The 22,121-nt window shown below is 42.1% G+C and carries 15 protein-coding genes, 4 tRNA genes and 2 pseudogenes; 4 read left to right on the plus strand and 17 right to left on the minus strand.

Annotation, left to right across the window (positions count from 1 at the left end; genetic code table 11):
- Positions 1–161: 161 nt before the first annotated feature.
- The 16 genes and pseudogenes from LGZ98_RS15020 to gpt form a co-directional block, all read right to left on the minus strand.
- Positions 162–238: transfer RNA gene (locus LGZ98_RS15020), tRNA-Arg, on the minus strand.
- An 86-nt stretch (positions 239–324) separates the two neighbouring features.
- Positions 325–401, minus strand: a tRNA-Arg gene (locus tag LGZ98_RS15025).
- An 87-nt stretch (positions 402–488) separates the two neighbouring features.
- Positions 489–565: transfer RNA gene (locus LGZ98_RS15030), tRNA-Arg, on the minus strand.
- A 10-nt stretch (positions 566–575) separates the two neighbouring features.
- Positions 576–668: transfer RNA gene (locus LGZ98_RS15035), tRNA-Ser, on the minus strand.
- Between the two features lie 385 nt (positions 669–1,053).
- Positions 1,054–1,239, minus strand: coding sequence for a carbon storage regulator CsrA (gene csrA, locus LGZ98_RS15040; protein ID WP_002209449.1), 186 nt, complete (start codon positions 1,237–1,239; stop codon positions 1,054–1,056).
- Between the two features lie 246 nt (positions 1,240–1,485).
- Positions 1,486–4,116 (minus strand): alanine--tRNA ligase, encoded by a 2,631-nt coding sequence (gene alaS / locus LGZ98_RS15045; protein WP_113043894.1) that lies wholly within the window; start codon positions 4,114–4,116, stop codon positions 1,486–1,488.
- 71 nt (positions 4,117–4,187) lie between these two features.
- Complete coding sequence (locus LGZ98_RS15050) at positions 4,188–4,310, minus strand: hypothetical protein (RefSeq protein WP_262978239.1); 123 nt, start codon at positions 4,308–4,310, stop codon at positions 4,188–4,190.
- A 211-nt stretch (positions 4,311–4,521) separates the two neighbouring features.
- Positions 4,522–5,589, minus strand: coding sequence for a recombinase RecA (recA, locus tag LGZ98_RS15055; RefSeq protein ID WP_112878357.1), 1,068 nt, complete (start codon positions 5,587–5,589; stop codon positions 4,522–4,524).
- Between the two features lie 176 nt (positions 5,590–5,765).
- Positions 5,766–6,323, minus strand: coding sequence for a nicotinamide-nucleotide amidase (pncC, locus tag LGZ98_RS15060; RefSeq protein ID WP_262978240.1), 558 nt, complete (start codon positions 6,321–6,323; stop codon positions 5,766–5,768).
- A gap of 10 nt (positions 6,324–6,333) precedes the next feature.
- Complete coding sequence (gene lplT / locus LGZ98_RS15065) at positions 6,334–7,503, minus strand: lysophospholipid transporter LplT (RefSeq protein WP_191214956.1); 1,170 nt, start codon at positions 7,501–7,503, stop codon at positions 6,334–6,336.
- 68 nt (positions 7,504–7,571) lie between these two features.
- A pseudogene (gene aas / locus LGZ98_RS15070) lies at positions 7,572–9,449 on the minus strand (bifunctional acyl-ACP--phospholipid O-acyltransferase/long-chain-fatty-acid--ACP ligase); the annotation flags it as partial.
- Between the two features lie 99 nt (positions 9,450–9,548).
- Positions 9,549–10,073: a shikimate kinase AroL gene (gene aroL / locus LGZ98_RS15075; RefSeq protein ID WP_262978241.1), complete on the minus strand. Its 525-nt coding sequence runs from the start codon at positions 10,071–10,073 to the stop codon at positions 9,549–9,551.
- Positions 10,074–10,249: 176 nt separating this feature from the next.
- Positions 10,250–11,503 (minus strand): glutamate-5-semialdehyde dehydrogenase, encoded by a 1,254-nt coding sequence (gene proA / locus LGZ98_RS15080; protein WP_113043890.1) that lies wholly within the window; start codon positions 11,501–11,503, stop codon positions 10,250–10,252.
- A gap of 9 nt (positions 11,504–11,512) precedes the next feature.
- The gene (gene proB / locus LGZ98_RS15085; protein ID WP_262978242.1) at positions 11,513–12,616 is read right to left on the minus strand and encodes a glutamate 5-kinase; all 1,104 of its coding nucleotides are present in this window, start codon (positions 12,614–12,616) and stop codon (positions 11,513–11,515) included.
- A gap of 200 nt (positions 12,617–12,816) precedes the next feature.
- Entirely contained in the window at positions 12,817–14,064 is a 1,248-nt protein-coding gene (frsA, locus tag LGZ98_RS15090) for an esterase FrsA (protein WP_113043889.1), read from the minus strand.
- A 14-nt stretch (positions 14,065–14,078) separates the two neighbouring features.
- Positions 14,079–14,540, minus strand: a complete 462-nt coding sequence (gpt, locus tag LGZ98_RS15095; RefSeq protein WP_113043888.1) for a xanthine phosphoribosyltransferase — start codon at positions 14,538–14,540, stop codon at positions 14,079–14,081.
- Between the two features lie 224 nt (positions 14,541–14,764).
- On the opposite strand from gpt, the gene pepD reads away from it, so the two are divergent.
- On the plus strand, positions 14,765–16,240 hold the full coding sequence (gene pepD, locus LGZ98_RS15100; RefSeq protein ID WP_113043887.1) for a beta-Ala-His dipeptidase: 1,476 nt from the start codon (positions 14,765–14,767) through the stop codon (positions 16,238–16,240).
- 36 nt (positions 16,241–16,276) lie between these two features.
- Here the strand turns inward: pepD and LGZ98_RS15105 are convergent.
- A pseudogene (locus LGZ98_RS15105) lies at positions 16,277–16,567 on the minus strand (DinB/UmuC family translesion DNA polymerase); the annotation flags it as partial.
- Between the two features lie 266 nt (positions 16,568–16,833).
- Between LGZ98_RS15105 and LGZ98_RS15110 the strand changes: the two are divergent.
- The 3 genes from LGZ98_RS15110 (at position 16,834) to LGZ98_RS15120 (ending at position 21,970) form a co-directional block, all read left to right on the plus strand.
- Positions 16,834–19,122: a TonB-dependent hemoglobin/transferrin/lactoferrin family receptor gene (locus tag LGZ98_RS15110; protein WP_228900472.1), complete on the plus strand. Its 2,289-nt coding sequence runs from the start codon at positions 16,834–16,836 to the stop codon at positions 19,120–19,122.
- A gap of 750 nt (positions 19,123–19,872) precedes the next feature.
- A complete protein-coding gene (locus LGZ98_RS15115; protein ID WP_113043885.1) occupies positions 19,873–20,511 on the plus strand; it encodes a LysE family translocator in 639 nt (212 codons plus the stop codon).
- 946 nt (positions 20,512–21,457) lie between these two features.
- Complete coding sequence (locus tag LGZ98_RS15120) at positions 21,458–21,970, plus strand: sigma-70 family RNA polymerase sigma factor (protein WP_113043884.1); 513 nt, start codon at positions 21,458–21,460, stop codon at positions 21,968–21,970.
- Positions 21,971–22,121 lie beyond the last annotated feature (151 nt).

Genomic DNA, 22,121 nt, shown 5'->3' on the forward strand with positions numbered 1-22,121 from the left:
TAGAAGAATTTTTATAAGGGTTTACTTTATCTTAAACAAGCCAAATTGTCGCTGATTAGATAGATAAGCAAAAATATTTCAGCGTCATACCGAGGGCAGGTTGGTTACCGGCAATACAGGGTAGAAAAGAAAAAGCCCTGCTGTTTAAGCAGGGCTTGGTATGGCGCATCCAGAAGGATTCGAACCTCCGACCGCTCGGTTCGTAGCCGAGTACTCTATCCAGCTGAGCTATGGATGCATGTTCAGTTTTTTACTCTGGTAAAAGATAGCAGTTGCTTCGATTACCTAAATGCTGCCTCGGATGGTTTCATCTCAAGGTTAAATTGGCGCATCCAGAAGGATTCGAACCTCCGACCGCTCGGTTCGTAGCCGAGTACTCTATCCAGCTGAGCTATGGATGCGTGTTCAGTTTTTCACTCGGGCAAAAGGCAGTAGTTGCTTCGATTACCTAAATAGCACCTCAGATGACTTCATCTTAAGGTTAAATATGGCGCATCCAGAAGGATTCGAACCTCCGACCGCTCGGTTCGTAGCCGAGTACTCTATCCAGCTGAGCTATGGATGCGTGGTTTAAATGGCGGTGAGAGAGGGATTCGAACCCTCGATGCAGCTTTTGACCGCATACTCCCTTAGCAGGGGAGCGCCTTCAGCCTCTCGGCCATCTCACCGTACGCTTTCTTTCGAATCGCGACTCAGAACTTTCGTTTAAGCTCCTCGTCACTGCGTGGCGCACATATTACTTTCCCAGACTTATAAGTCAAACAATTTTTCTAAACCTGTGTTTGTTTGAACACTTCACACACAAGATGTGTAGTTTGAAACCAAAAAGTGTACTTTATCAGCAGCAAACTATTACACCTTCAATTAAAGTGCATGCAAATCATTATTCGCCACAATAACATGGTAGGAACACTCTGTTCTTACGATAGAAAAACAAAAAAGATGGGAAAATAGACAAGAGTTTAAGAAATTAGCACGACAAAAAATACCAACAGAGGTGAGATTCCTCAAAAATGGCGCCCGGTTCGACAGAAATAGGACGCCAACTTAGAGTCAATAAGTTGTTGGCTGAGATTTTTCGGCCTGAATCCGCTGATAAATTTCTTCACGGTGAACAGAAACTTCTTTAGGGGCATTTACACCAATACGAACTTGGTTACCTTTAACCCCTAGTACTGTAACTGTTACCTCATCGCCTATCATGAGCGTTTCACCAACTCGACGAGTCAGAATAAGCATTCTTTGCTCCTTGAAAATTTAAAAGAGTCGGGTCTTTCGGTTTCCCCGCTATTATCCATCAAACACCGTGAAAACGTAAAACAATGGTATATGCTTAAAGTATAAGCAATTTTAAGCGCATTTCCTATCTATATAGTTTAGCCAAAATAAATAAATATGCGCTTAACCTTTTAACAATTTCACAACAAGATTTCAAGGCACCATAAAAACAGCTCTATGGTGCCCTCTAAACTCAGGTAATACCGCTTATAGCCGCGATACTACCCACTCTTCCACGCTATCCAAAGCAGAAGGTAACGCTTCAATATCAGAACCACCTGCTTGGGCCATATCAGGGCGACCACCGCCTTTACCACCGATTTGCTGAGCTACAGAAGAAATTAACTCACCTGCTTTTATTTGAGCCGTCAGATCCTTTGTGACCCCAACAATTAAGCTGACTTTATCATCACTTATAGCGGAAAGCACAATAATTGCTGAACCTAGTTGATTTTTCAGATCATCAACCATCGTTCTCAACATCTTAGGCTCTGTATTGCTTAACTGACTGACCAACAACTTCACACCCTTCACTTCTTTCGCTTTGCTTGCTAAAGAAGAGCTCTCTTGTGCAGCCTGTTGATCTTTAAGCTGTTGAAGCTCTTTTTCCAACGCTTTGGTTCTATCCAGTGTCACCCGCACTTTTTCACTCAGGCTATGAATATCACTTTTCACCAATTGAGCAATATCCTGAAGTAAATCAACCTGTTGATGTACAGATTCCAACGCTTTTTTACCTGTAATTGCTTCGATCCTACGGATACCCGCAGCCGTTCCAGATTCAGCAATAATACGGAACAAGCCAATATCGCCGGTACGATTTGCGTGAGTCCCTCCACATAATTCAGTGGAAAAATCCCCCATTGACAGTACACGGACTTGCTCTTCGTATTTTTCACCAAACAGTGCCATTGCACCTTTAGCTTTTGCTGTTTCCAGATCCATCAATTCAGTAACAACAGGTGAATTTTGACGAACTTCGGCATTAACCAAATCTTCAACCTGACGGATCTGTTCTGGTTTCATCGCTTCAAAGTGAGAAAAATCAAAGCGAAGGTATTTATCGTTAACCAGAGAGCCTTTCTGTGATACGTGCTCACCCAAAATTTGACGTAATGCAGCATGTAACAGATGGGTTGCTGAGTGATTCAAACGAATGGCATCACGACGTTCAATATCAATAACCGCATTGATGTTATGGTTTACACTTAAGATACCTTTTTCAAGCTTACCAATATGACCAATAGCCTGACCATATTTTTGTGTATCAATAACACAAAAAGCACAATTGGTATTACTCAGAATACCCGAGTCACCAACTTGTCCACCGGATTCAGCATAAAAAGCGGTCTTATCCAGTATAACAATCGCTTCTTCACCTGCTTGAATTTGATTCACTGATTCACCATTACGGAAGATAGCAGTTACTGTTGCCTGCTGTTCGTTATGATCGTAACCAGAGAAATCGCTGCGTTCATCAACTTTGATCAATTCATTATAATTAGTACCGAAACCACTTGATTCACGGGCTCGACGACGCTGATTTTCCATTGCCACTGCAAATCCCGCTTCATCAACGCTAATATTACGCTCACGGCAAACATCAGCGGTTAAATCCACAGGGAAACCATAGGTATCATACAAACGGAAAGCCGTTTCGCCATCCAGAATATCACCGGACAGTTTTGCGAGTTCATCGTCTAATAATTGAAGACCACGTTCCAGCGTACGAGCAAACTGCTCTTCTTCTGTTTTCAAGATCTGCTCAACAACTGCTTGCTGGCGTTTAAGCTCTTCTCCCGCCGCGCCCATCACTTCTAGCAATGGCGCAACCAGTTTATAGAAGAAGGTATCTTTAGCCCCCAACATGTTACCGTGACGGATAGCTCGGCGGATAATACGACGCAGAACATAACCACGGTTTTCATTAGAAGGAACAACACCATCACAAATCAAAAATGCACATGAACGAATGTGATCAGCAATAACCCGCAGAGATTTATTACTCAGATCATCTGTAGCACCAGTGACATTAGCAACAACTGTAATCAAATCACGGAACAGATCAATCTCATAATTAGAATTGACGTGCTGCAATACAGCAGTGATACGCTCCAGCCCCATCCCCGTATCTACGGATGGTTTTGGCAACGGCTCCATCGTGCCATCGGCATGACGATTGAACTGCATAAAGACGATATTCCAGATTTCAATATATCTGTCACCATCTTCCTCCGGGCTTCCTGGCGGCCCACCCCAGATATGCTCACCATGATCATAAAAAATTTCAGTGCAAGGGCCACAAGGACCAGTATCACCCATTTGCCAGAAGTTATCCGATGCATAAGGTGCACCTTTGTTATCACCAATGCGGATAATTCTTTCTGCTGGTATTCCGACTTCATTCTTCCAGATATCATAGGCTTCATTATCTGTCTGATAGACAGTCACCCATAATTTTTCTTTAGGCAAATTAAACCAATCTTTACCCGTCAGAAGTTCCCAAGCATAACTAATAGCATCATGTTTGAAATAGTCGCCAAAACTAAAATTACCCAGCATCTCAAAGAAAGTATGATGGCGTGCGGTATAACCTACATTTTCTAAATCATTATGTTTACCACCAGCACGAACACAGCGCTGAGCAGTTGTTGCTCGGGAGTAAGATCTTTTGTCCTGTCCAAGAAAGACATCCTTAAACTGGTTCATCCCTGCGTTGGTAAACAGCAGTGTTGGGTCATTATTTGGCACCAAAGAACTACTTGGTACGACTTGATGCCCTTTAGTATGAAAAAAGTCGAGAAACGCTTGACGGATCTCAGCGGTGCTTTTGCTCATAATTGTCCCAAAATCAAGCTGGAAAAAACAGATTTATGAATTGGTTAGGTGGGATATTCCATCACCTATTTTCAACTCACGAATAAACAAAGTGGGGATAAGATAAAAGTTCTTCTATTAGAAGTATACCCGTCATCTTTCAAGTTGCCTCTTTGTTGGCTGCACTCTCTCACCCCCTTGCCGTCGCGATGCATCTTGAAATCCATAAGGTATAAAATCCCATATACATCCATTCGCTGGCAGCATTGTAAATCGTCTAGGTATTTTCTGAAAGCATGATCGCATAATATGGATAATACTCGCTTTCGGAGAGAAGAAACCGCGTCATTATTAACGCGGTATAAGTTTGATGACAAAACTTTTACAGCTTTGAATACAAGAATAGAGACTACCGATATTATTAGATTAGAATTCTTCGTTATTCATCTCTTCGTTTTCATTGGCTTCATAATCAGAAGCAGCACTATTGAATTCGCCGGCATTGTGCAACAGCATTTCACGTAATTTTTTATCCAGTTCAGTAGCAACTTCAGGATGTTCTTTCAGGTAGATGGTCGCATTCGCTTTGCCTTGACCAATTTTATCGCCATTATAGCTGTACCATGCGCCTGCTTTTTCCACCAATTTATGCTTCACACCTAAATCGATTAATTCACCATAAGTGTTAATGCCTTCGCCATACATAATCTGGAATTCTGCTTGCTTAAATGGCGCTGCCACTTTGTTTTTTACCACCTTAACACGGGTCTCGCTACCAACGACCTCTTCGCCATTTTTCACAGAACCAATGCGGCGAATATCCAGACGAACAGAAGCATAGAATTTCAGCGCGTTACCACCGGTGGTAGTTTCAGGGTTACCAAACATGACACCAATTTTCATACGAATCTGGTTGATAAAGATCAACAACGTATTGGAGCTTTTCAAGTTACCGGCCAGTTTGCGCATTGCCTGACTCATCATTCGAGCTGCCAGCCCCATATGAGAATCGCCAATTTCCCCTTCAATTTCGGCTTTTGGTGTTAAGGCAGCAACGGAGTCTACGATAATGACATCAACAGCGCCGGAACGTGTCAACGCATCACAGATCTCAAGAGCCTGTTCCCCCGTATCGGGTTGAGAACACAACAGGTTGTCAATATCAACACCCAACTTCTTAGCATAGATAGGATCAAGAGCGTGTTCAGCATCAATAAACGCACAGGTTTTACCTTCACGTTGTGCCGCAGCAATCACCTGTAATGTCAGCGTTGTCTTACCAGAAGATTCCGGGCCATAGATTTCAACAATACGCCCCATCGGCAGGCCACCAGCACCTAATGCAATATCCAGTGACAATGAACCCGTGGAGATAGTTTCAACGTCCATTGAACGGTCTTCGCCCAAACGCATGATGGAACCTTTACCAAACTGTTTTTCAATTTGGCCTAGTGCCGCTGCTAGTGCTTTTTGTTTATTTTCATCAATAGCCATTTTTACTCCCTCGTAAGCAATGAAAGGGCTCTCTCACTGCCGATGAATAATTTTTAATACTGAAATGTTGCCTACAATTATACTGTATAATCATACAGCATCAAGTTAATTTTTTATACCCGTTATCTTTCAAGTTGCCTCTTTGTTGGCTGCACTCGCTCACCTCGGTCACATCGTTACCTATGCTCCCGGGGATTCACTCCCTTGCCGTCGCGATCCATCTTGAAATCCATAGGGTATATAATCTCTGATAACAATGTTTTCAGAGAATAAATGACAGCTTGAAAGCGTACTTCATTTCGATCACCATTAAAACAACAACGGCGGGATACAACTTCTACCCCATTTACCGTTAGATATGCAAACCCAAACCACACTGTACCAACAGGTTTTTCTTCGCTGCCGCCATCAGGCCCGGCAATGCCACTGACCGAAACCGCCAGATCTGCCTGCGCGGCTTTCAGTGCCCCTACGGCCATTTCTCTCACAACCTGTTCACTGACAGCCCCATGTTGCTGTAAAACAGCTTCTGACACACCAAGCATCTGATGCTTAGCTTTATTACTGTATGTCACAAAGCTTCGGTCAAAATAAGCAGAGCTACCGGCAATATCTGAAATTGTTTTCGCCAACCAGCCACCGGTGCAAGATTCAGCACAGGTCACCCACAGTTTTTGCTGTCTCAGCTTCTCCCCCAGTTCAATACTAAGCTGAGTCAGAATTTTTTCACTCATAACACTCTCTTTATCCGGTAAAAGATCCATTTCTTTGAAACCGGTTCCAAATCCACAAACTCGTGATTGTCAACGCCAACAGAGTACCAAAGCCTATCCCTGTTGTAACAACCGGGACGCCTATTTTAATAACCAATGAATACAAGCCAAGCATCAATAACATGGCGATATTCTCACCCAAATTCTGGACTGCAATTGCATAACCGGCCCCAGTCGTTTGTCTGCCACTTTCCTGCAATAATGCATTCAGTGGAACAATAAACAAACCGCCAAAAATACCGAGAATGATTAATAAGACGTAGGAAGCCCAAATACTTTGCTGAACAGCAAAAATGACCACCATCACGCCGATTAAAACACCAGCAGGCATACAACGGTGGACTGTTTTAAGGGTGATGAAACGGGCAGCAATACCTGCACCAATAATAATGCCGACAGCAACCATCACATTAAGTATTGTCGGCGTGCTATTGTCAGAAACTCCCAGAACAACCGGTACCCATAAGACCAATAGGAATCTCAATGTTATACCCGCACCCCAGAACAAACTCGTGCCAATTAAAGAAAATCGAGCTCCTTTGTTATGCCAAAGAATACAACAGGATGAAGCAAAGTCTGTCAGCACCTTTTTCAGATTCCAGCCTTTATCCTGACGCACCGCCGATAATCGAGGGATAAAGAAATTAGCGACAACAGCGATACCATACATCAGTGCACAAGCAAGCAGTGCGACAGCCAAATTCCAATCAGACAAAAAACCGCCAGCAACAGAGCCCGTAAGAATGGCAATTATCGTTGAAGCTTCCATCAAACCATTAGCCTTTACTAAACGATCACCATCGGTCAATTCAACCAAGATGCCATATTTAGCCGGTGAATATGATGCAGCCCCCACGCCCACCAAGGCATAACCCAGAAATGGATCATATCCCAAGCAAATAGTAAACGCGCCCAACAACTTTAGGCTATTAGCAAACAACATCACACGATTTTTCGGGAAACGATCAGCAATTTGTCCCACAAAAGGCGCCAATAGGATATATGCCAAGACAAACACTATCTGTAATATCGGCTGACTCCAGTCAGGATAAAACTGGGCTTTCAATTGCGCCAGGATCGCAAACAACAACGCATTATCGGCAAAAGCCGAAAAAAACTGCGACACCAATACAGCTTTCATACCGCGGGTTAATAGCGGTTGAGCAACGGAAGATGCATTCACGATTATTGTTCCTATTCAGCTTCACTTTCCAATAACACGATTTCTTCCTGTTTAACAAAATGTTTCCCCTGACCGAGGATAGTACAAAATCCCTGTTCATCAATTGAAACAATATCTCCAGTATCGAACCAATTAAACTGAATATTCCCATACTCATCTTTTGCCGCTGGTGGTTCTAAATGATTTGGATCTCCAACTCTCAGATACCCCTTCATCATATTCGGGCCACGTAGTTGCAAACGTCCCCCCGTCTTAATTCCTGCTACCGGAATCAAACGGGATTCCATTGCCGGCAAAATCCGTCCAACAGTACCGACCTTAGCCATCATCGGCACATTCAATGCAATGACAGGCGCACACTCTGTCATGCCATATCCTTCTAAAATGCGAATGCCAAATTTGTCTTGCCAAATCTGTTTAGTATTTTCAGTGAGCTTTTCAACACCGGCTATAACACAACGAAGACGCGCAAAGTCATACGGATGAGCAGAATAGGCATAATTCTCCAGGAAAGTAGATGTACCCAATAATACGGTACAGTTACATTCATATACCAGTTCTGGTACTACCCGATAATGCAATGGATTTGGGTAGAGGAATATTCGGCTACCAGACAACAGTGGAGTGAATAAGCCAACAGTCAATCCAAATGCATGAAATAGCGGTAGAGAAGACATAAAACGGTCAAGTGGATTGAAATCAGTAATGGTTTTTATCTGTTCCACATTGGCTAACAAACTAGCATGACTGTGAACGACACCTTTTGATACAGCTTCTGAACCGGACGTAAATAGTACCAAAGCATCATCATCTGGTTTTTGTGCCACCATCGCTTGCTTCGGAAAAAAGAGGTGCCACAAGATCCATAATTTATCCAGCAAAGTCACTGAGCCTTCCAAATCTTCCAGATAAACCCAGTTAACCGCCGTAACCTGCTCGGATAAATGTGTTAATCGCTCCTTTTTCAGAAATTGCCGGGAAGTCACGATAGTTTTAATACTGGCAACCGCTAGCGCATTCTTCAAGCCATGACTGTCGGTGGTATAGTTTAGTAAAGCCGGTATTCTTCCTCTCAAAGATGCCCCAAATATCGCAGCGACCATAATAGTGGCATTAGGTAAAAGAAAACCAATCCGTTCCCCCTGGCAGGTAAAACGCGGCAAAATACGACTGGCAGCCAGTATTTTTTTAAGCAGACTGTTATAACTGTCTTCTTTAAAAGAAACATCTTCAATACAGGGCTTAAAACGGCCAAATTGTTTTCGTGCAACCAATAAAGATTCAAATATTGTTTCTTGCGGTCGGGTCGCCATTCGTGCATTCATCATTATTTCATGCAAACGCTCACCGGCTAAACGCCGTCGTTGCTCCGAACTAGACGCATTCGGCATCGGCAATTGTGTCGCAGGCAGGATTTTCATTGTCACCTTCGGAAAAAGGTGAAGTTTGAAAATACCTTTTAATCGGCTAAATAGGGTTCTTTCTAACCCTTCAAAACGAACAGGAACCACAACGGCTTCGGATATCGCCGCAATAAAAGCTGCCCCATCATAGATTTTCATCAAAGAACCGGTAACAGTAATTCTTCCTTCAGGAAAAACAACTATTGGTCGTCCTTTTTCTATTTCCTTAACCAGTATCCTGATAGCCATTGGATTTATTGGGTCTAAGGGAACTATTTCAACATAGCGCCTTACCAGTTTCATAAAACCCCGATTTGCAATGTTGGAATAGACAGCAAATACTGGCTTAACCGGCAAGAAAAGTGTCAGCAAAACACCATCAAGAAAAGAGACATGATTAGGCGTGATAAGGCATTTGGGGTGGTTAAATTGTTTAATATCTCCTTCTACTGTTAAACGAAACATTAAACGAAAAACAAGCCTTAGAAATTTAAACAACATATTCGTATCTCAACCCATTTGAAAAAATAAATAGAAGATACTATTTATTATTCGACACTGTAATATTCCTATTTCTCTATAAAAAATACTAAAATAGTGTCAGAAAACTACTCCAGAGAACATAATTTCTTTCACATAAGTTGTAATTTTTTCCGGTGAAAGTTGCGCATTAATAATATGGTTCGCACATTCACAGTAGAGATTTTCTCTGGCGGCAAGCACTTCTTCCATTTCTTCAACAATAGATTTTCCCGTCAAACTAGGGCGTTGGGTACTTTCTGGTTGCTGCATTAATCGCTCGGCCAAAATGCTCGCTGAAGCTTGAAGATAAATCACCGTGCCATTTTGGCGCATATATTGGCGATTTTCAGCGGAAAGAATGATCCCTCCACCGGTAGAAATAACGCGATGGCTTTGAGTAACTTGTTGTAAAGCTTGACTTTCTAATTGCCGAAATTGTTGCCATCCTTGCTGGTTAACAATATCCGCAATGGTCATGTTACTGGTTTGTTGGATATAGTGATCAGTGTCAATAAATGTGTACGATAATTCATTGGCTAATAATTTTCCAACCGTCGTTTTTCCTGCTCCACGTGCACCTACAATAAACAATATTTGGTTCACTGCCTGATATCCTTGATAAATTTCATCGTTAAAAATATATTAACGCCTATAGTAACCAGAACTTTACATCAACGTAAAATTAAAAGTTAATATATACGGTAAAAGCTACCCCAAAAGCATGATCTTACCGAAACTTCAATATAACCAGACACGCTTCTGGGGTAACAGTAAACACATTACTTACGGATTAAATCATCTCCATAACCAATCCATTTATACGTAGTCAGCGCATCTAATCCCATTGGACCACGGGAATGCAGTTTTTGCGTACTAACGGCAACTTCCGCTCCCAAGCCAAACTGGCCGCCATCAGTAAAACGAGTGCTAGCATTCACATAAACTGCGGCAGAATCAACCTGACGAACAAAATAGTCAGCATTGTGCAAAGATTGAGTCAAAATAGCATCAGAATGGGACGTACCATATGTACGAATATGATCAATTGCCTGCCCCATATCACTAACAATTTCCACATTCATATCCAGAGATAACCACTCATCACGGTAATCTGCTTCTGTAACATCCACGACCTTAGCAGGTCCATCTTTCAAAAACACCATTGCTGATTTACTCGCATGCAGAGTAATTCCCTGCTCTTCCATGCTCTTGCTCAATGCAGGCAGAAAATCAGCCGCAATCTTATGATGTACCAACAATGTTTCCAAAGCATTACAGGCACTTGGCCGTTGTACCTTAGCATTAGTGATTACAGTTAATGCCTTAGCAAAATCAGCACTTTCATCGACAAAGGTATGACAAACGCCAATTCCACCCGTAATAACTGGAATGGTCGATTGCTCACGGCACAGCTTATGCAACCCTGCCCCACCACGTGGAATCAACATATCCACATAGCGATCCATTTTTAGTAGCTGAATAACTAACTCACGGTCCGGTTTATCTATCGCCTGCACGGCTGCGGTAGGTAATCCACTCTGTTCAAGTGCCTGCTGAATGACTTTCACTGTCGCTTGATTGGTGTTATGTGTCTCTTTACCTCCACGCAAAATAACCGCATTACCGGTTTTCAAACACAGAGATGCAACATCGATGGTGACATTAGGACGTGCTTCATAAATCACCCCGACCACACCCAGCGGTACACGGCGACGCTCCAACCTCAAGCCACTGTCAAGCAAACTGCCATCAATGACTTCCCCTACCGGGTCAGATAAACCGCATACCTGACGAACATCGTGAGCTATCGCGGTCAAACGTTCCGGCGTCAATAATAGACGATCCAACAATGCTTCGCTCATGCCCTGTTCACGGGCCTGAATCATATCAAGCTGATTAGCTTCAAGAATGATTGCACTTTCCTGCTCCAGTAAATCTGCAATGCGAATTAATGCCTGATTTTTCTGTTTTGTACTTAGCTGTACCAGTTGCCATGCAGCTTCCCTGGCAGCCTTTCCCATTTGTTCTAACATTATAAATCCTTAACTTACGATCATGTCGTCACGATGAACCGCAACAGCACCATATTCATAACCGAGGATTTGGCTTATCTGTTGTGAATGGTGGCCTGCAATTAAACGTAGAGCATCACTGTTATAACGGCAAACACCATGCGCCAAATCTTTACCAGACAGACTACGAATGCAGATAACCTCTCCACGGGAGAAATCACCTTTAATATTTTTAATCCCTTTCGGTAATAAAGAGCTGCCTTTTTCGCAGATTGCTGTTTCAGCGCCATGATCTACAATAATTTCACCCGCCGGAGGTGCGCCAAAAATCCAACGCTTGCGATTTTCCATCGGGCTTTCCAACCCATGAAAGCGAGTACCTATTGGATTACCTTCAATGACATCAGAGATGACATCTGGTTTATTACCCGCGGCAATAATGACATCAATACCAGCGCGACCTGCAATCCCCGCAGCTTGAAGCTTAGTTGCCATTCCTCCCGTCCCTAAACCGGAAATGCTATCACCAGCAACCATACGTAATTCATCGCTGATGTCATAAATTTCCGGGATAAGTTTTGCGTCTGGATTGCTACGCGGATCAGCGGTATATAGCCCTTCAATATCCGTCAACAATAACAATTTATCGGCTCCCGCCAGAATTGCCGCTAGTGCAGATAAATTATCATTATCACCAACTTTAATTTCCGCCGTCGCAACGGCATCATTCTCATTAATTACAGGCACAATGCGATTATCGAGCAAAGCCTGTAAGGTATCTCTGGCATTTAAAAAACGTTCGCGATCTTCTAAATCCGCCCGGGTCAATAACATTTGCCCAACATGGATACCATAAATAGAAAAGAGCTGCTCCCACAACTGAATCAACCGACTTTGACCGACCGCCGCCAGCAATTGCTTGGATGCAATCGTTGCAGGTAGATCCGGATAGCCCAAATGTTCCCTCCCTGCCGCAATAGCACCGGAAGTCACAATAATAATGCGATGACCTTTTTCATGTTGCTGAGCACATTGTCTTACCAGTTCTACAATATGAGCTCGATTCAGGCGACGAGAGCCGCCTGTCAGTACACTCGTCCCCAGTTTCACAACCAATGTTTGGCTGCTATTCATCATATTTTTGCCATTAGATTTAAATTAAAAAAACAGTGCTCAGTTTTAACAGGAGAGAAGCGTTATGCCAACAGGCATCATAATGTTAAATTGAAAAATATAGGAGCTTAGAACAAATTAATGCTGTCCACTTTATCCGAAAGCGCATGAAATCTTTATAAAATAAAGCAGTTAATAATCAACAAGTAACGGACATTTCATCAACAGACTTTATTTTTCAACCATTGACTCATCTCCCATAACGCCTTATTGAAACTGTTATAAACAGGCGTTGTCGGAATAGCCAGTAATTTACTATCCATTGATGACATTGCTATCAGCTTAGATTCTTCTTTCGGGCTGAAAATATCATTCTGCCAATAACCCGCTAACATGGGAACGGAACAACGCCGACCTAACAAACCTTGTTTTTTAAGGGAATAACAGCCGAGTTCGAGACGAAACGCCTTTTCATCCACATTATAAATACCCAGTCTGCTAGCAAACATATCAAGATACATCGAAGGTGAATTTTGTTGACGCTCAACGCTAGTGAGCCACTCATGAACGATAGCGCCAAGAGTTGCAACACCCTTGATACGTTTAGATTCCAAATAGGCCAACCGGACGGCAATATTGGCACCAAAGCGAAAACCAAATAGGCCAATCCTGGTGTGGTCAATCCAGGGAATTTCATCCAGTTGATGGATGATTTGTTGATGGAGAATACAAGTATCCTGTGTCAGCCTCAGACGTGAAGAGTGACCAATCGAGGGCATATCTACAGTTAACATCACAAATCCAAGCGGCGCCAGATAATCACGGAATAGCCGATAATAATCGCTTTGCAAATTATCCAAACTGCCACAAACCAAAATAGTTGGAGAAGGACTTTGCAGTTGCTGAGGCAGATGAAGGAAGCCAGTCACACAACCACCTTCCTTGAGTTTGAACTCTATTTTTCTCAACTGATAGCCAGAACAACGAGCTGCATTTTCATAAGCTTTATTGGCTAAAATGACGGCCTGCTGAGACAACTCATCACCCTTAAGATGGGGATAACCAGCGATGCTATACAAATTAGCCGCTTTCAACCAGAAATTGCCAGCTTCTGGGGTCTGCTCTGCCTGCAACGCTCTCTGTTGCCACAACATCGCCTGATGTGACCACTCAAAAACCCAGTTACCTTTACGATACCCAATCACCGTATCCAGTAAATTATCATCACTGCGCTGCGCGTTTGTCATGGCAATCCGGCACAACACTTCTTCTATTTCAAACGGATCAATTTCTCGCCAAATCCACATCAGCCGGTTAATCATACGATACCAGCTACCATGACTATTACCATCCAACGTACTGTAATTACCCGCAATTAACCGAGGATCGCGGTGCTTTACCAGCGTGGAGGTTTCCTGATGTTTTTGTCTTGGCTTAAAAAGTGATTCTGAAAGGTTCCGATTTGCCATAACTAATGCTGATGTTATTTACCTTCACAAATTGGTGGAACGAATACTACACTCATATCCCAAGGCTGCTCGATCCAAGTATCTTGAGGAATATCAACAATATAATCATCAACCAGCGGTTGGCCTTCCGGCTTTGCAAAAATAGTCACAAAATGGGCTTTTGGATATATTTCACGGATGGCCTGAGCAGTACCTCCAGTATCAACCAGATCATCCACAACGATAAAACCTTCACCATCGCCTTCTGCTTTTTTCAGAACTTTCAGCTCACGTTGATTATTATGGTCATAGCTGGAAATACAGACTGTATCTACATGACGGATACCCAATTCACGCGCCAGAAGCGCTCCAGGGACAAGGCCACCACGACTCACAGCAATGATGCCTTTCCACTGTTCGACAGGAAGTAAACGTTGTGCCAATTTACGGGCATGTATTTGCAACATATCCCAAGTTACGACATATTTTTCGCTCATAAGAATTGATCCCGATAACTTAAGAATACTTTAGAAAAGCATCTCGCAAAAAAAGTTGCGCGAATTATAGTGACTTAGGTCTGTAAAAACTAGCGGAAACAGGGAATCGATGAATCGTATTATTCTTAACAAAAGTAAAGTGGTATTCTGAGTCCAATAACATCATGGCGTTAAGCGCTCATCATATAGAAACTTAATTGAGATGCAGTCATAGGAGATTCGTCGTGTCAGAACTATCACAATCAGAACTATCACAATTATCCCCTCAACCTCTATGGGACATCTTTGCCAAAATCTGCTCTATTCCTCACCCTTCTTACCATGAAGAAGCGCTGGCAACCCACATTGTTCAATGGGCGCAAGAAAAAGAGTTGCACGTTGAACGTGATCAAGTTGGCAATATTCTGATCAGAAAGCCAGCCAGTAAAGGGTTGGAAAATCGTAAAGCAGTTGTTCTGCAAGCACATCTTGATATGGTGCCACAGAAAAACAACGATACAGTGCACGATTTCACTAAAGATCCTATCCGTCCTTATGTTGATGGTGAATGGGTTACTGCCCAAGGTACAACTCTGGGGGCTGATAACGGTATTGGCCTGGCATCAGCGTTGGCTGTACTGGCTGATGACAATGTAAAACATGGCCCGCTAGAAGTTTTATTGACCATGACGGAAGAAGCCGGAATGGATGGTGCTTTTGGCTTGCAACCGGGCTGGCTTCAAGCTGATATCTTAATCAATACCGATTCAGAGGAAGAAGGGGAAATCTACATGGGTTGTGCTGGAGGTATCGATTTTACCACCACTTTAGCATTGACTCGTGAAGCTGTTCCGGCTCACTACAAGACACTAAAACTGATAATCAAAGGGCTAAAGGGCGGGCATTCCGGTTGTGATATTCATTTAGGACTGGGTAATGCCAACAAACTACTGGCTCGCTTCCTTGCCGCCCATACTCAGGAATTGGGGCTAAAACTGCTCGACTTCCAAGGCGGTACGCTGCGTAATGCCATTCCACGAGAAGGCCATGTTATTGTTGCCATCCCCGCCGATAAAGCAGCACAGCTTATCCAACTGAAAGATAAGTACTTGGATATACTGAAAAATGAGTATGCCATCGTTGAGAAAAACCTGACTGTATTATTGGAAGAGGTCGAAACCGACATTCAGGCATTAACTGATGACTGCCAAAGCCGTTTTATCTCATTGCTAAACAGTACCCCTAATGGCGTTATCCGTTTGAGTGATGTCATCAAAGGTGTAGTAGAAACTTCGCTAAACGTGGGCGTTGTTGCAATGGAACAAGATAAGGTGAATATCATTTGCTTAATCCGTTCGCTCATCGACAGCGGCAAGTCCTATGTCATAGGTATGCTCTCTTCACTAGCTCAACTGTCGAATGCTGAGATTTCCGCTAAAGGTGATTATCCCGGCTGGCAGCCAGATGCAAGTTCTCCTGTAATGCACTTAGTCAGTGAAACTTATCAACAGTTATTCGATAAGACACCCAATATTATGGTGATCCATGCAGGGCTGGAATGTGGCCTATTCAAGAAACCTTATCCTGATATGGACATGGTATCTATCGGGCCAACCATTACGGGCGCTCACTCTCCTGACGAACAAGTGCACATCAAGAGTGTCGGGCAATATTGGCAACTGCTGACTGCAATTCTGAAAGCTATTCCTGAAAAGGCTTAATCAGCTCTCCCCTGCCTCGATGTGATGGCAGGGGAATTACCATTCAAGCAAGAGTTGCCGCTCAATTTCTGGGTCCTGCAAAGTCACGTGCAAACCCACTAAACGAACGCCACGCCCTTCCCGGCGAGATATCCATGTTTTCTGGGCCAATTGCAGTAAATCCTGTTTATCCAATAATGGATGAACATGCTCCTGAGTGGTGAGTTGAAAATCATCAAATTTCAGTTTAACCCCCTGACGGGCAATCCGCAGATCAGGTTTAACGTTACCCAATCGTTTTTCTAATTCCAGATATAAACTTTCTATCAGTTCAGTACACTGTTCCCATATCAATATGAATAATCTTTCGCATTCTGCTTTAGCCTATCAACAATGACTGTATAAACATACATAAAAATAGACTCAAGAGCAATCTAGTAACAACATCAAGAGTTACTGTTAACAGACGCTTTTAGCTCAGATTTGAAAATATCTTGATCAACAAAATAATTAATACCGTTATTAACTTTTTACTGCCCGATTCCTTGCGTTAAGTGACCTATCTTATAAGTGCAACTTTTCTATTTAACGACATTCCAAGGATGCTTATAACAATGAAAAAACAAAAAACCTCAACTACAGCGACTACACAGCCAATTAATCGCCCTCTTCATTATGCTTTATCAAGCATAATTATGCTGAGTACGGGCCTGCCAGGTTATCTGGCTGCACAGGAAAATGAAGAGCAAAAATCAAAAGAAAAACCGGAAAAATCAGAGAAAGTCATCACACTTTCTACACTTTCTGTTATTGGCGGATTGAATAATAGCGTCAGTGCCGGAAGCTCCGTATTGAAAAAAGAGGATATTGAACGTACCCAAGCAGATAATATTGCCGAGCTGCTCGATCAACTTCCCGGCGTTTCTATGTCAGGATCGCCTCGTCCAGGCGGCCAAACTCTGAATATCTGGGGAATGGGTGATACAGAAGACGTTAAAATCACCTTAGATGACGCACCGAAAGGCTTCGAAAAATATCGCCAAGGCTCTATCTTTATTGAGCCCGAATTAATCAAGCGAATCGATGTCGATAAAGGCCCACATAATCTACTTGATGGTAATGGCGGATTTGGCGGAACAGTTAAAGTTGTCACCAAAGATGCCAGTGATTTATTACGGCCGGGAGAAGATTTTGGTGGATTGTTGAAATACAGTTATCACACTAATGATCGTCAAAATATTTATAGCAGCGCAGTTTATGGCCGGACAATAGAAGGCTTTGCTGACGGTCTGTTATATATGAGCAAACGAGATGGCGGCAATATTAAACGACCGGATGGTACCCGCTTTGTTTTCTCTAAAAGTGATCAGGCATCCTATTTATTGAAAACGAATTTTTACCTGAACGATGCTAATACATTGACACTTTCCGCTATGCGTTCTGATTCTGATGGTTGGCAGCCGTGGGCAGCAAAACGTGATGAGATAGCCGTTCCGTCAGAAGCCGATGTTGAAAAATATGGTTGGAATGAAGCCTGGCGCCGGAAATTGGTTTATCGTGATCAAACAGACCAAAATTACACAGCCAAATGGAATATTGCGCCAGAAGACAATCCGTTACTTAACTTGACAGCAACCTATGCCTATTCGAAAACAGAACAGCATGATAAACGCTCTGAAAAAGCTCACAGCGGTTTTCTTGGCTCATTGGGAAATGAAAGCTGGATCGACTATGTGGATAACCTAGTAGATATAAATAATGAAAGTACTTTTATAACCGGACCGATAGAACACACATTATTAGCTGGAGTTCGTTGGCATAAAAATCAACGTAATACCCTTATCCATGATAGAAGTAAAGACAAAAAACCTGAATATAATCATGGTTATTTTCAGCCAACCTATATGCCTTCAGGCGAGCAAAAAACGAGTAGTTTCTATTTGCAGGATGCAATGGTTATAGGCAGTGTTACTGTGACACCCGGTGTTCGCTATGACCATATCACCAATATTGGCAAACCCAATATCGCGGCAATCTACAATGATAACTCACCAAATGTAGGTCATGATTACAGCAATGTCACCTATACCGGCTGGTCTCCTCATTTTGGTATCATGTGGAAAGCAACACAAAACCTGTCACTATTTTCAGATATCAGCCGGACATGGCGCGCTCCGTTGGTGGATGAACAGTATGAAATGCAATATGCCAAGGCAAGTGTCACTGCCACCAGCCGTAACTTGGATGTAGAAAGAATAACTGGTTTACGCTTCGGTGCGATTCTGAATTTCAATAGCCTGCTGGCGGACCAAGATAGTTTGCAAATCCGTACGACTTTATTCCGTAATAGAGGCAAGGATGAAATATTTACCCGTCGCGGAATAGTGTGTAAATCACCGGATTGCGGAAAGCCTTTATCCAACTACCGTAATTTACCGGGATATACCATTCAAGGACTGGAAATCGAGACTTTCTACGACAGCAATTCCTTGTTCGGAAAACTTTCTTATTCGACTATCCGTGGTCAGAGAGATGCTTCACCTCGCAATCCTTGGGGTAATAAAACCTGGATTGCGGAAATTCCACCCACCTCCGCCCGCGCCATGTTAGGTATAAAAATCCCTCAATGGCAGATGGCAATAGGCTGGACCGGAGATTTTGTCCGTAAACAAGACAGATCGCCTAAAGATGGCGATCCAATGGCAAGACTTTGGTCAATACCCAAAAGCAAAGGTTATGCACTGCATGGTTTATTCGCCAGTTGGCAACCCAATTTCTGGCAAGGTTTTGAAGCTCGTGTAACAGTAAATAACCTGTTTAATCGGGATTATCACCCATATCTCAGTGAATCGGTTTCCGGGATTGGACGTAACATTAAATTCAGCGTCTCACAAAAGTTCTGATTTCTCACCTGATAGTTCCCTCTGTTTGAGGGAACTCAGACTGCTGACCATTCAGCTCTCCAGGTTTATTTCTCGCCCTGACGCTGAAATATCGCGACTAACTGCTCTTCTGAAAAATCACACTTATTTAGTTGAATAAGTTATTAGTTTTATTTAACAATAATTACCTTGATTGATAAAATAGTCATTTCTTTAATTGAAAAAGGTATGTTGTCGTCAGAATGGATACCTGTTAAATTAAGACTCTTATTATTTTATCGTATGGTTCATCTTATTTAGGTTTTTTTACGTCACATGATTTAACTATCCTTTTAACACACTTATTTATATATATTTTTTTCTTACTCTATATCTTGTAGTAAGAAATGTTAATTGATATTTCCATGTGTACACTGTCAGAGTTATTATTTTTTTCCGCCGACAAAAAAGCAGATTTTATAAATTCCGCAGAAATCAATACCTATTTCTCTAGTGCTTGAACTTAATATCTTTATCAAATACCATTAGATATATTTTACTATACCCCGAAAATAGAATATGACGGAACGCATTTATCTGTCCAGTCCGGTACTGACTGGTGATAACTTGGTAAACCAGCACTAGAAATCCAACCGGATGTGGGTGATCTTTTGATCTTTAACTCTCAATGTATGCACGCCGTGACTGCTGGTGTAGACGATCTACGTTTGAGTTTGTCATGTTTTATTGGCTACCGCGGAGCAGCAAACCCGCTGTCATTCTGGAGTTAATATGTTGCATAACTATTGGGGGGAATTTCTAGGACTGGCGGTGATTCATTTTCTGGCAGTGGTAGCTCCGGGGCCAGATTTCGCGGTTACCATACGACAAAGTGTGAGGTTTGGTCGCTGGGCTGGGATATGTACGGCAGTGGGTATCGGAGCGGGAATATCAGTACACGTCATCTATACACTAGTGGGGGTTAGTGCATTGCTGCATACCACTCCGTGGTTAATGGAATTAGCAAAACTTGTTGGGGGAACTTACATCATATGGCTCGGTATCAAATTTATCAGGAGTAAGCCTACCGATGTGGCTGTCTTAGAGAGTGAGGGAATTGTTCAAGCTTCACAGAGTAGATGGAAAGCATTTCTGATGGGGTTTATGACAAACGCCCTTAATCCTAAGGCGACGTTGTTCTTTTTGGCAGTTTTCACGACTGTGGTGAGTAGCAATACACCTATCCCAATACAAATGTTTTATGGGGTGTGGATGTGTGTGGTCAATGCGGTATGGTTTGTATTGGTCAGTGTTATTTTTTCTAATATAGTGATTCGTAATAAATTCATACGGAAAGGGTATTGGTTCGAGCGGGTGATGGGACTGGTGCTGATCGGATTTGCTGTTCGGTTATTATTTATGTCTGTTTGAATTTCTCCAAAATAGGGATTGGCAACGAACATCTCAATACTAATATACAACTTGTTCGGTAATAGACGAAATGATTACTGTAATCAGCATGAAAACGGATAAAAAGATACTATTTACGATTTTATGTAATTGCCATTCCATTTTAAAGGTGGTTGCTTAGGCGACCACTAAATTAAATTATAAAGCAATATTGCCGACTGGATGATCAGTCGATTTCCTTCTAAAGAAAAATTGCTGATAGCTGTTGTTAGACAGGAATAGATGAAAATGCTTTATTGCATCAACGATGGTAAAAATCTGGCAGATTAATCAGACAGCAAGGTTATAACGATTAAACGGATATTTAAATGTTAAAACAACGATTAAATTTCTTATAAAACAACAATATGAGTTAATTTTATCATGAAATCATATTAAAGACATAAAAGAGAAATGGTTTAAATCGAACCGTAGAAAAACAATGCTATTGGAATGATTAAATCAGTGTGAAAAATTTAAACCGGCGTATTTAAGATGTTGGTTTTGCATAATAAACACGACATAACAACGCTGAAAGTAACCCGATTAATATTCGTTTAAATCATTTATTTACGGATTTTATTACTCCGATTTTTCATGATTGATGATTTAATCGGTTTATAGGAAAGTTTATTACCCGGTTGAAAACATTATTAATTTTCTCGCTCAATTTCAGTGTAATATCGAATTTTCTACCCGCTTTGAAAAAACCTAATCACTGCCTTTTACCTTTAATGATTAAAGTTTTATCTGTTTTTTCATGACACACTTGCGCTTTTTCTCGATTTTAAAAACCCATCCGGTTGCGGCAAAATGCCGTAAGGGAACTCACTTAAGGCCAACAGCTTGACAGATGATGGTCATATGAAAATAATAATCATTTTCATATAGCCAAATTGTTGGAAATCATAATACCAACACCAAAGATATGCCTAAACTTAATTCTGAATTTAATCATTATGCTCAACAGTTTTATTTTGAACATCATGACTGGTTATATAACTGGCTACGTCATAAAATCCCTTGCCCGTGCCATGCTGAGGATCTCACTCAGGACACTTTCCTGAACGTTCTATCAAGTTCAAATTTGTCAGACATCCGCCAACCACGGCCTTTTCTGGCGACCGTGGCCCGCTGTCTGGTTGCCAACTATTACCGTCGAAGAAAGACCGAAGAGAACTATTTAAAGTATATAAACTCGACACCAGAAATGACTATGCCTTCTGCTGAAAGCAGCATCGCCACATTTGAACAGCTTGAAAAACTCGATATCACTCTTGATAAATTGCCAGTTCAAGTAAAAAGCGCTTTTTTGCTGGCACAGCTACAAGGTCTACGTTATAGCGAAATAGCGGATCAACTTCAGGTTTCTGCCAGTTCAGTAAAACAGTATTTGCAACGAGCGCATAACAAATGTAAAAAAATTCAAATTCTCACTTAAAATTCAAAAAACCGTTCTGCGAAAGCAGTCTGATAGTGGGGGCTATAATCACACTCTTATTTCGTTTCTCCTGTGGTGCAGACGGTGCGACCATCGAGACACTAAAGGCGTATGTAGAATCACAGAAAACACCGGGTTAGCTCCCCCTTAT

The organism is Photorhabdus kayaii (genome assembly GCF_025384895.1).
Lineage (GTDB): Bacteria > Pseudomonadota > Gammaproteobacteria > Enterobacterales > Enterobacteriaceae > Photorhabdus > Photorhabdus kayaii.

Coding starts and splice junctions, on each gene's coding strand:
- gpt (WP_113043888.1), bottom strand. CDS start 14,540: ATGAGCGAAAAATATGTCGTAACTTGGGATATGTTGCAAATACATGCC.
- lplT (WP_191214956.1), bottom strand. CDS start 7,503: ATGAAAGCTGTATTGGTGTCGCAGTTTTTTTCGGCTTTTGCCGATAAT.
- frsA (WP_113043889.1), bottom strand. CDS start 14,064: ATGGCAAATCGGAACCTTTCAGAATCACTTTTTAAGCCAAGACAAAAA.
- LGZ98_RS15110 (WP_228900472.1), top strand. CDS start 16,834: ATGAAAAAACAAAAAACCTCAACTACAGCGACTACACAGCCAATTAAT.
- LGZ98_RS15120 (WP_113043884.1), top strand. CDS start 21,458: ATGCCTAAACTTAATTCTGAATTTAATCATTATGCTCAACAGTTTTAT.
- csrA (WP_002209449.1), bottom strand. CDS start 1,239: ATGCTTATTCTGACTCGTCGAGTTGGTGAAACGCTCATGATAGGCGAT.
- proA (WP_113043890.1), bottom strand. CDS start 11,503: ATGTTAGAACAAATGGGAAAGGCTGCCAGGGAAGCTGCATGGCAACTG.
- alaS (WP_113043894.1), bottom strand. CDS start 4,116: ATGAGCAAAAGCACCGCTGAGATCCGTCAAGCGTTTCTCGACTTTTTT.
- LGZ98_RS15050 (WP_262978239.1), bottom strand. CDS start 4,310: ATGCATCGCGACGGCAAGGGGGTGAGAGAGTGCAGCCAACAAAGAGGC.
- recA (WP_112878357.1), bottom strand. CDS start 5,589: ATGGCTATTGATGAAAATAAACAAAAAGCACTAGCAGCGGCACTAGGC.
- LGZ98_RS15115 (WP_113043885.1), top strand. CDS start 19,873: ATGTTGCATAACTATTGGGGGGAATTTCTAGGACTGGCGGTGATTCAT.
- proB (WP_262978242.1), bottom strand. CDS start 12,616: ATGAATAGCAGCCAAACATTGGTTGTGAAACTGGGGACGAGTGTACTG.
- pncC (WP_262978240.1), bottom strand. CDS start 6,323: ATGAGTGAAAAAATTCTGACTCAGCTTAGTATTGAACTGGGGGAGAAG.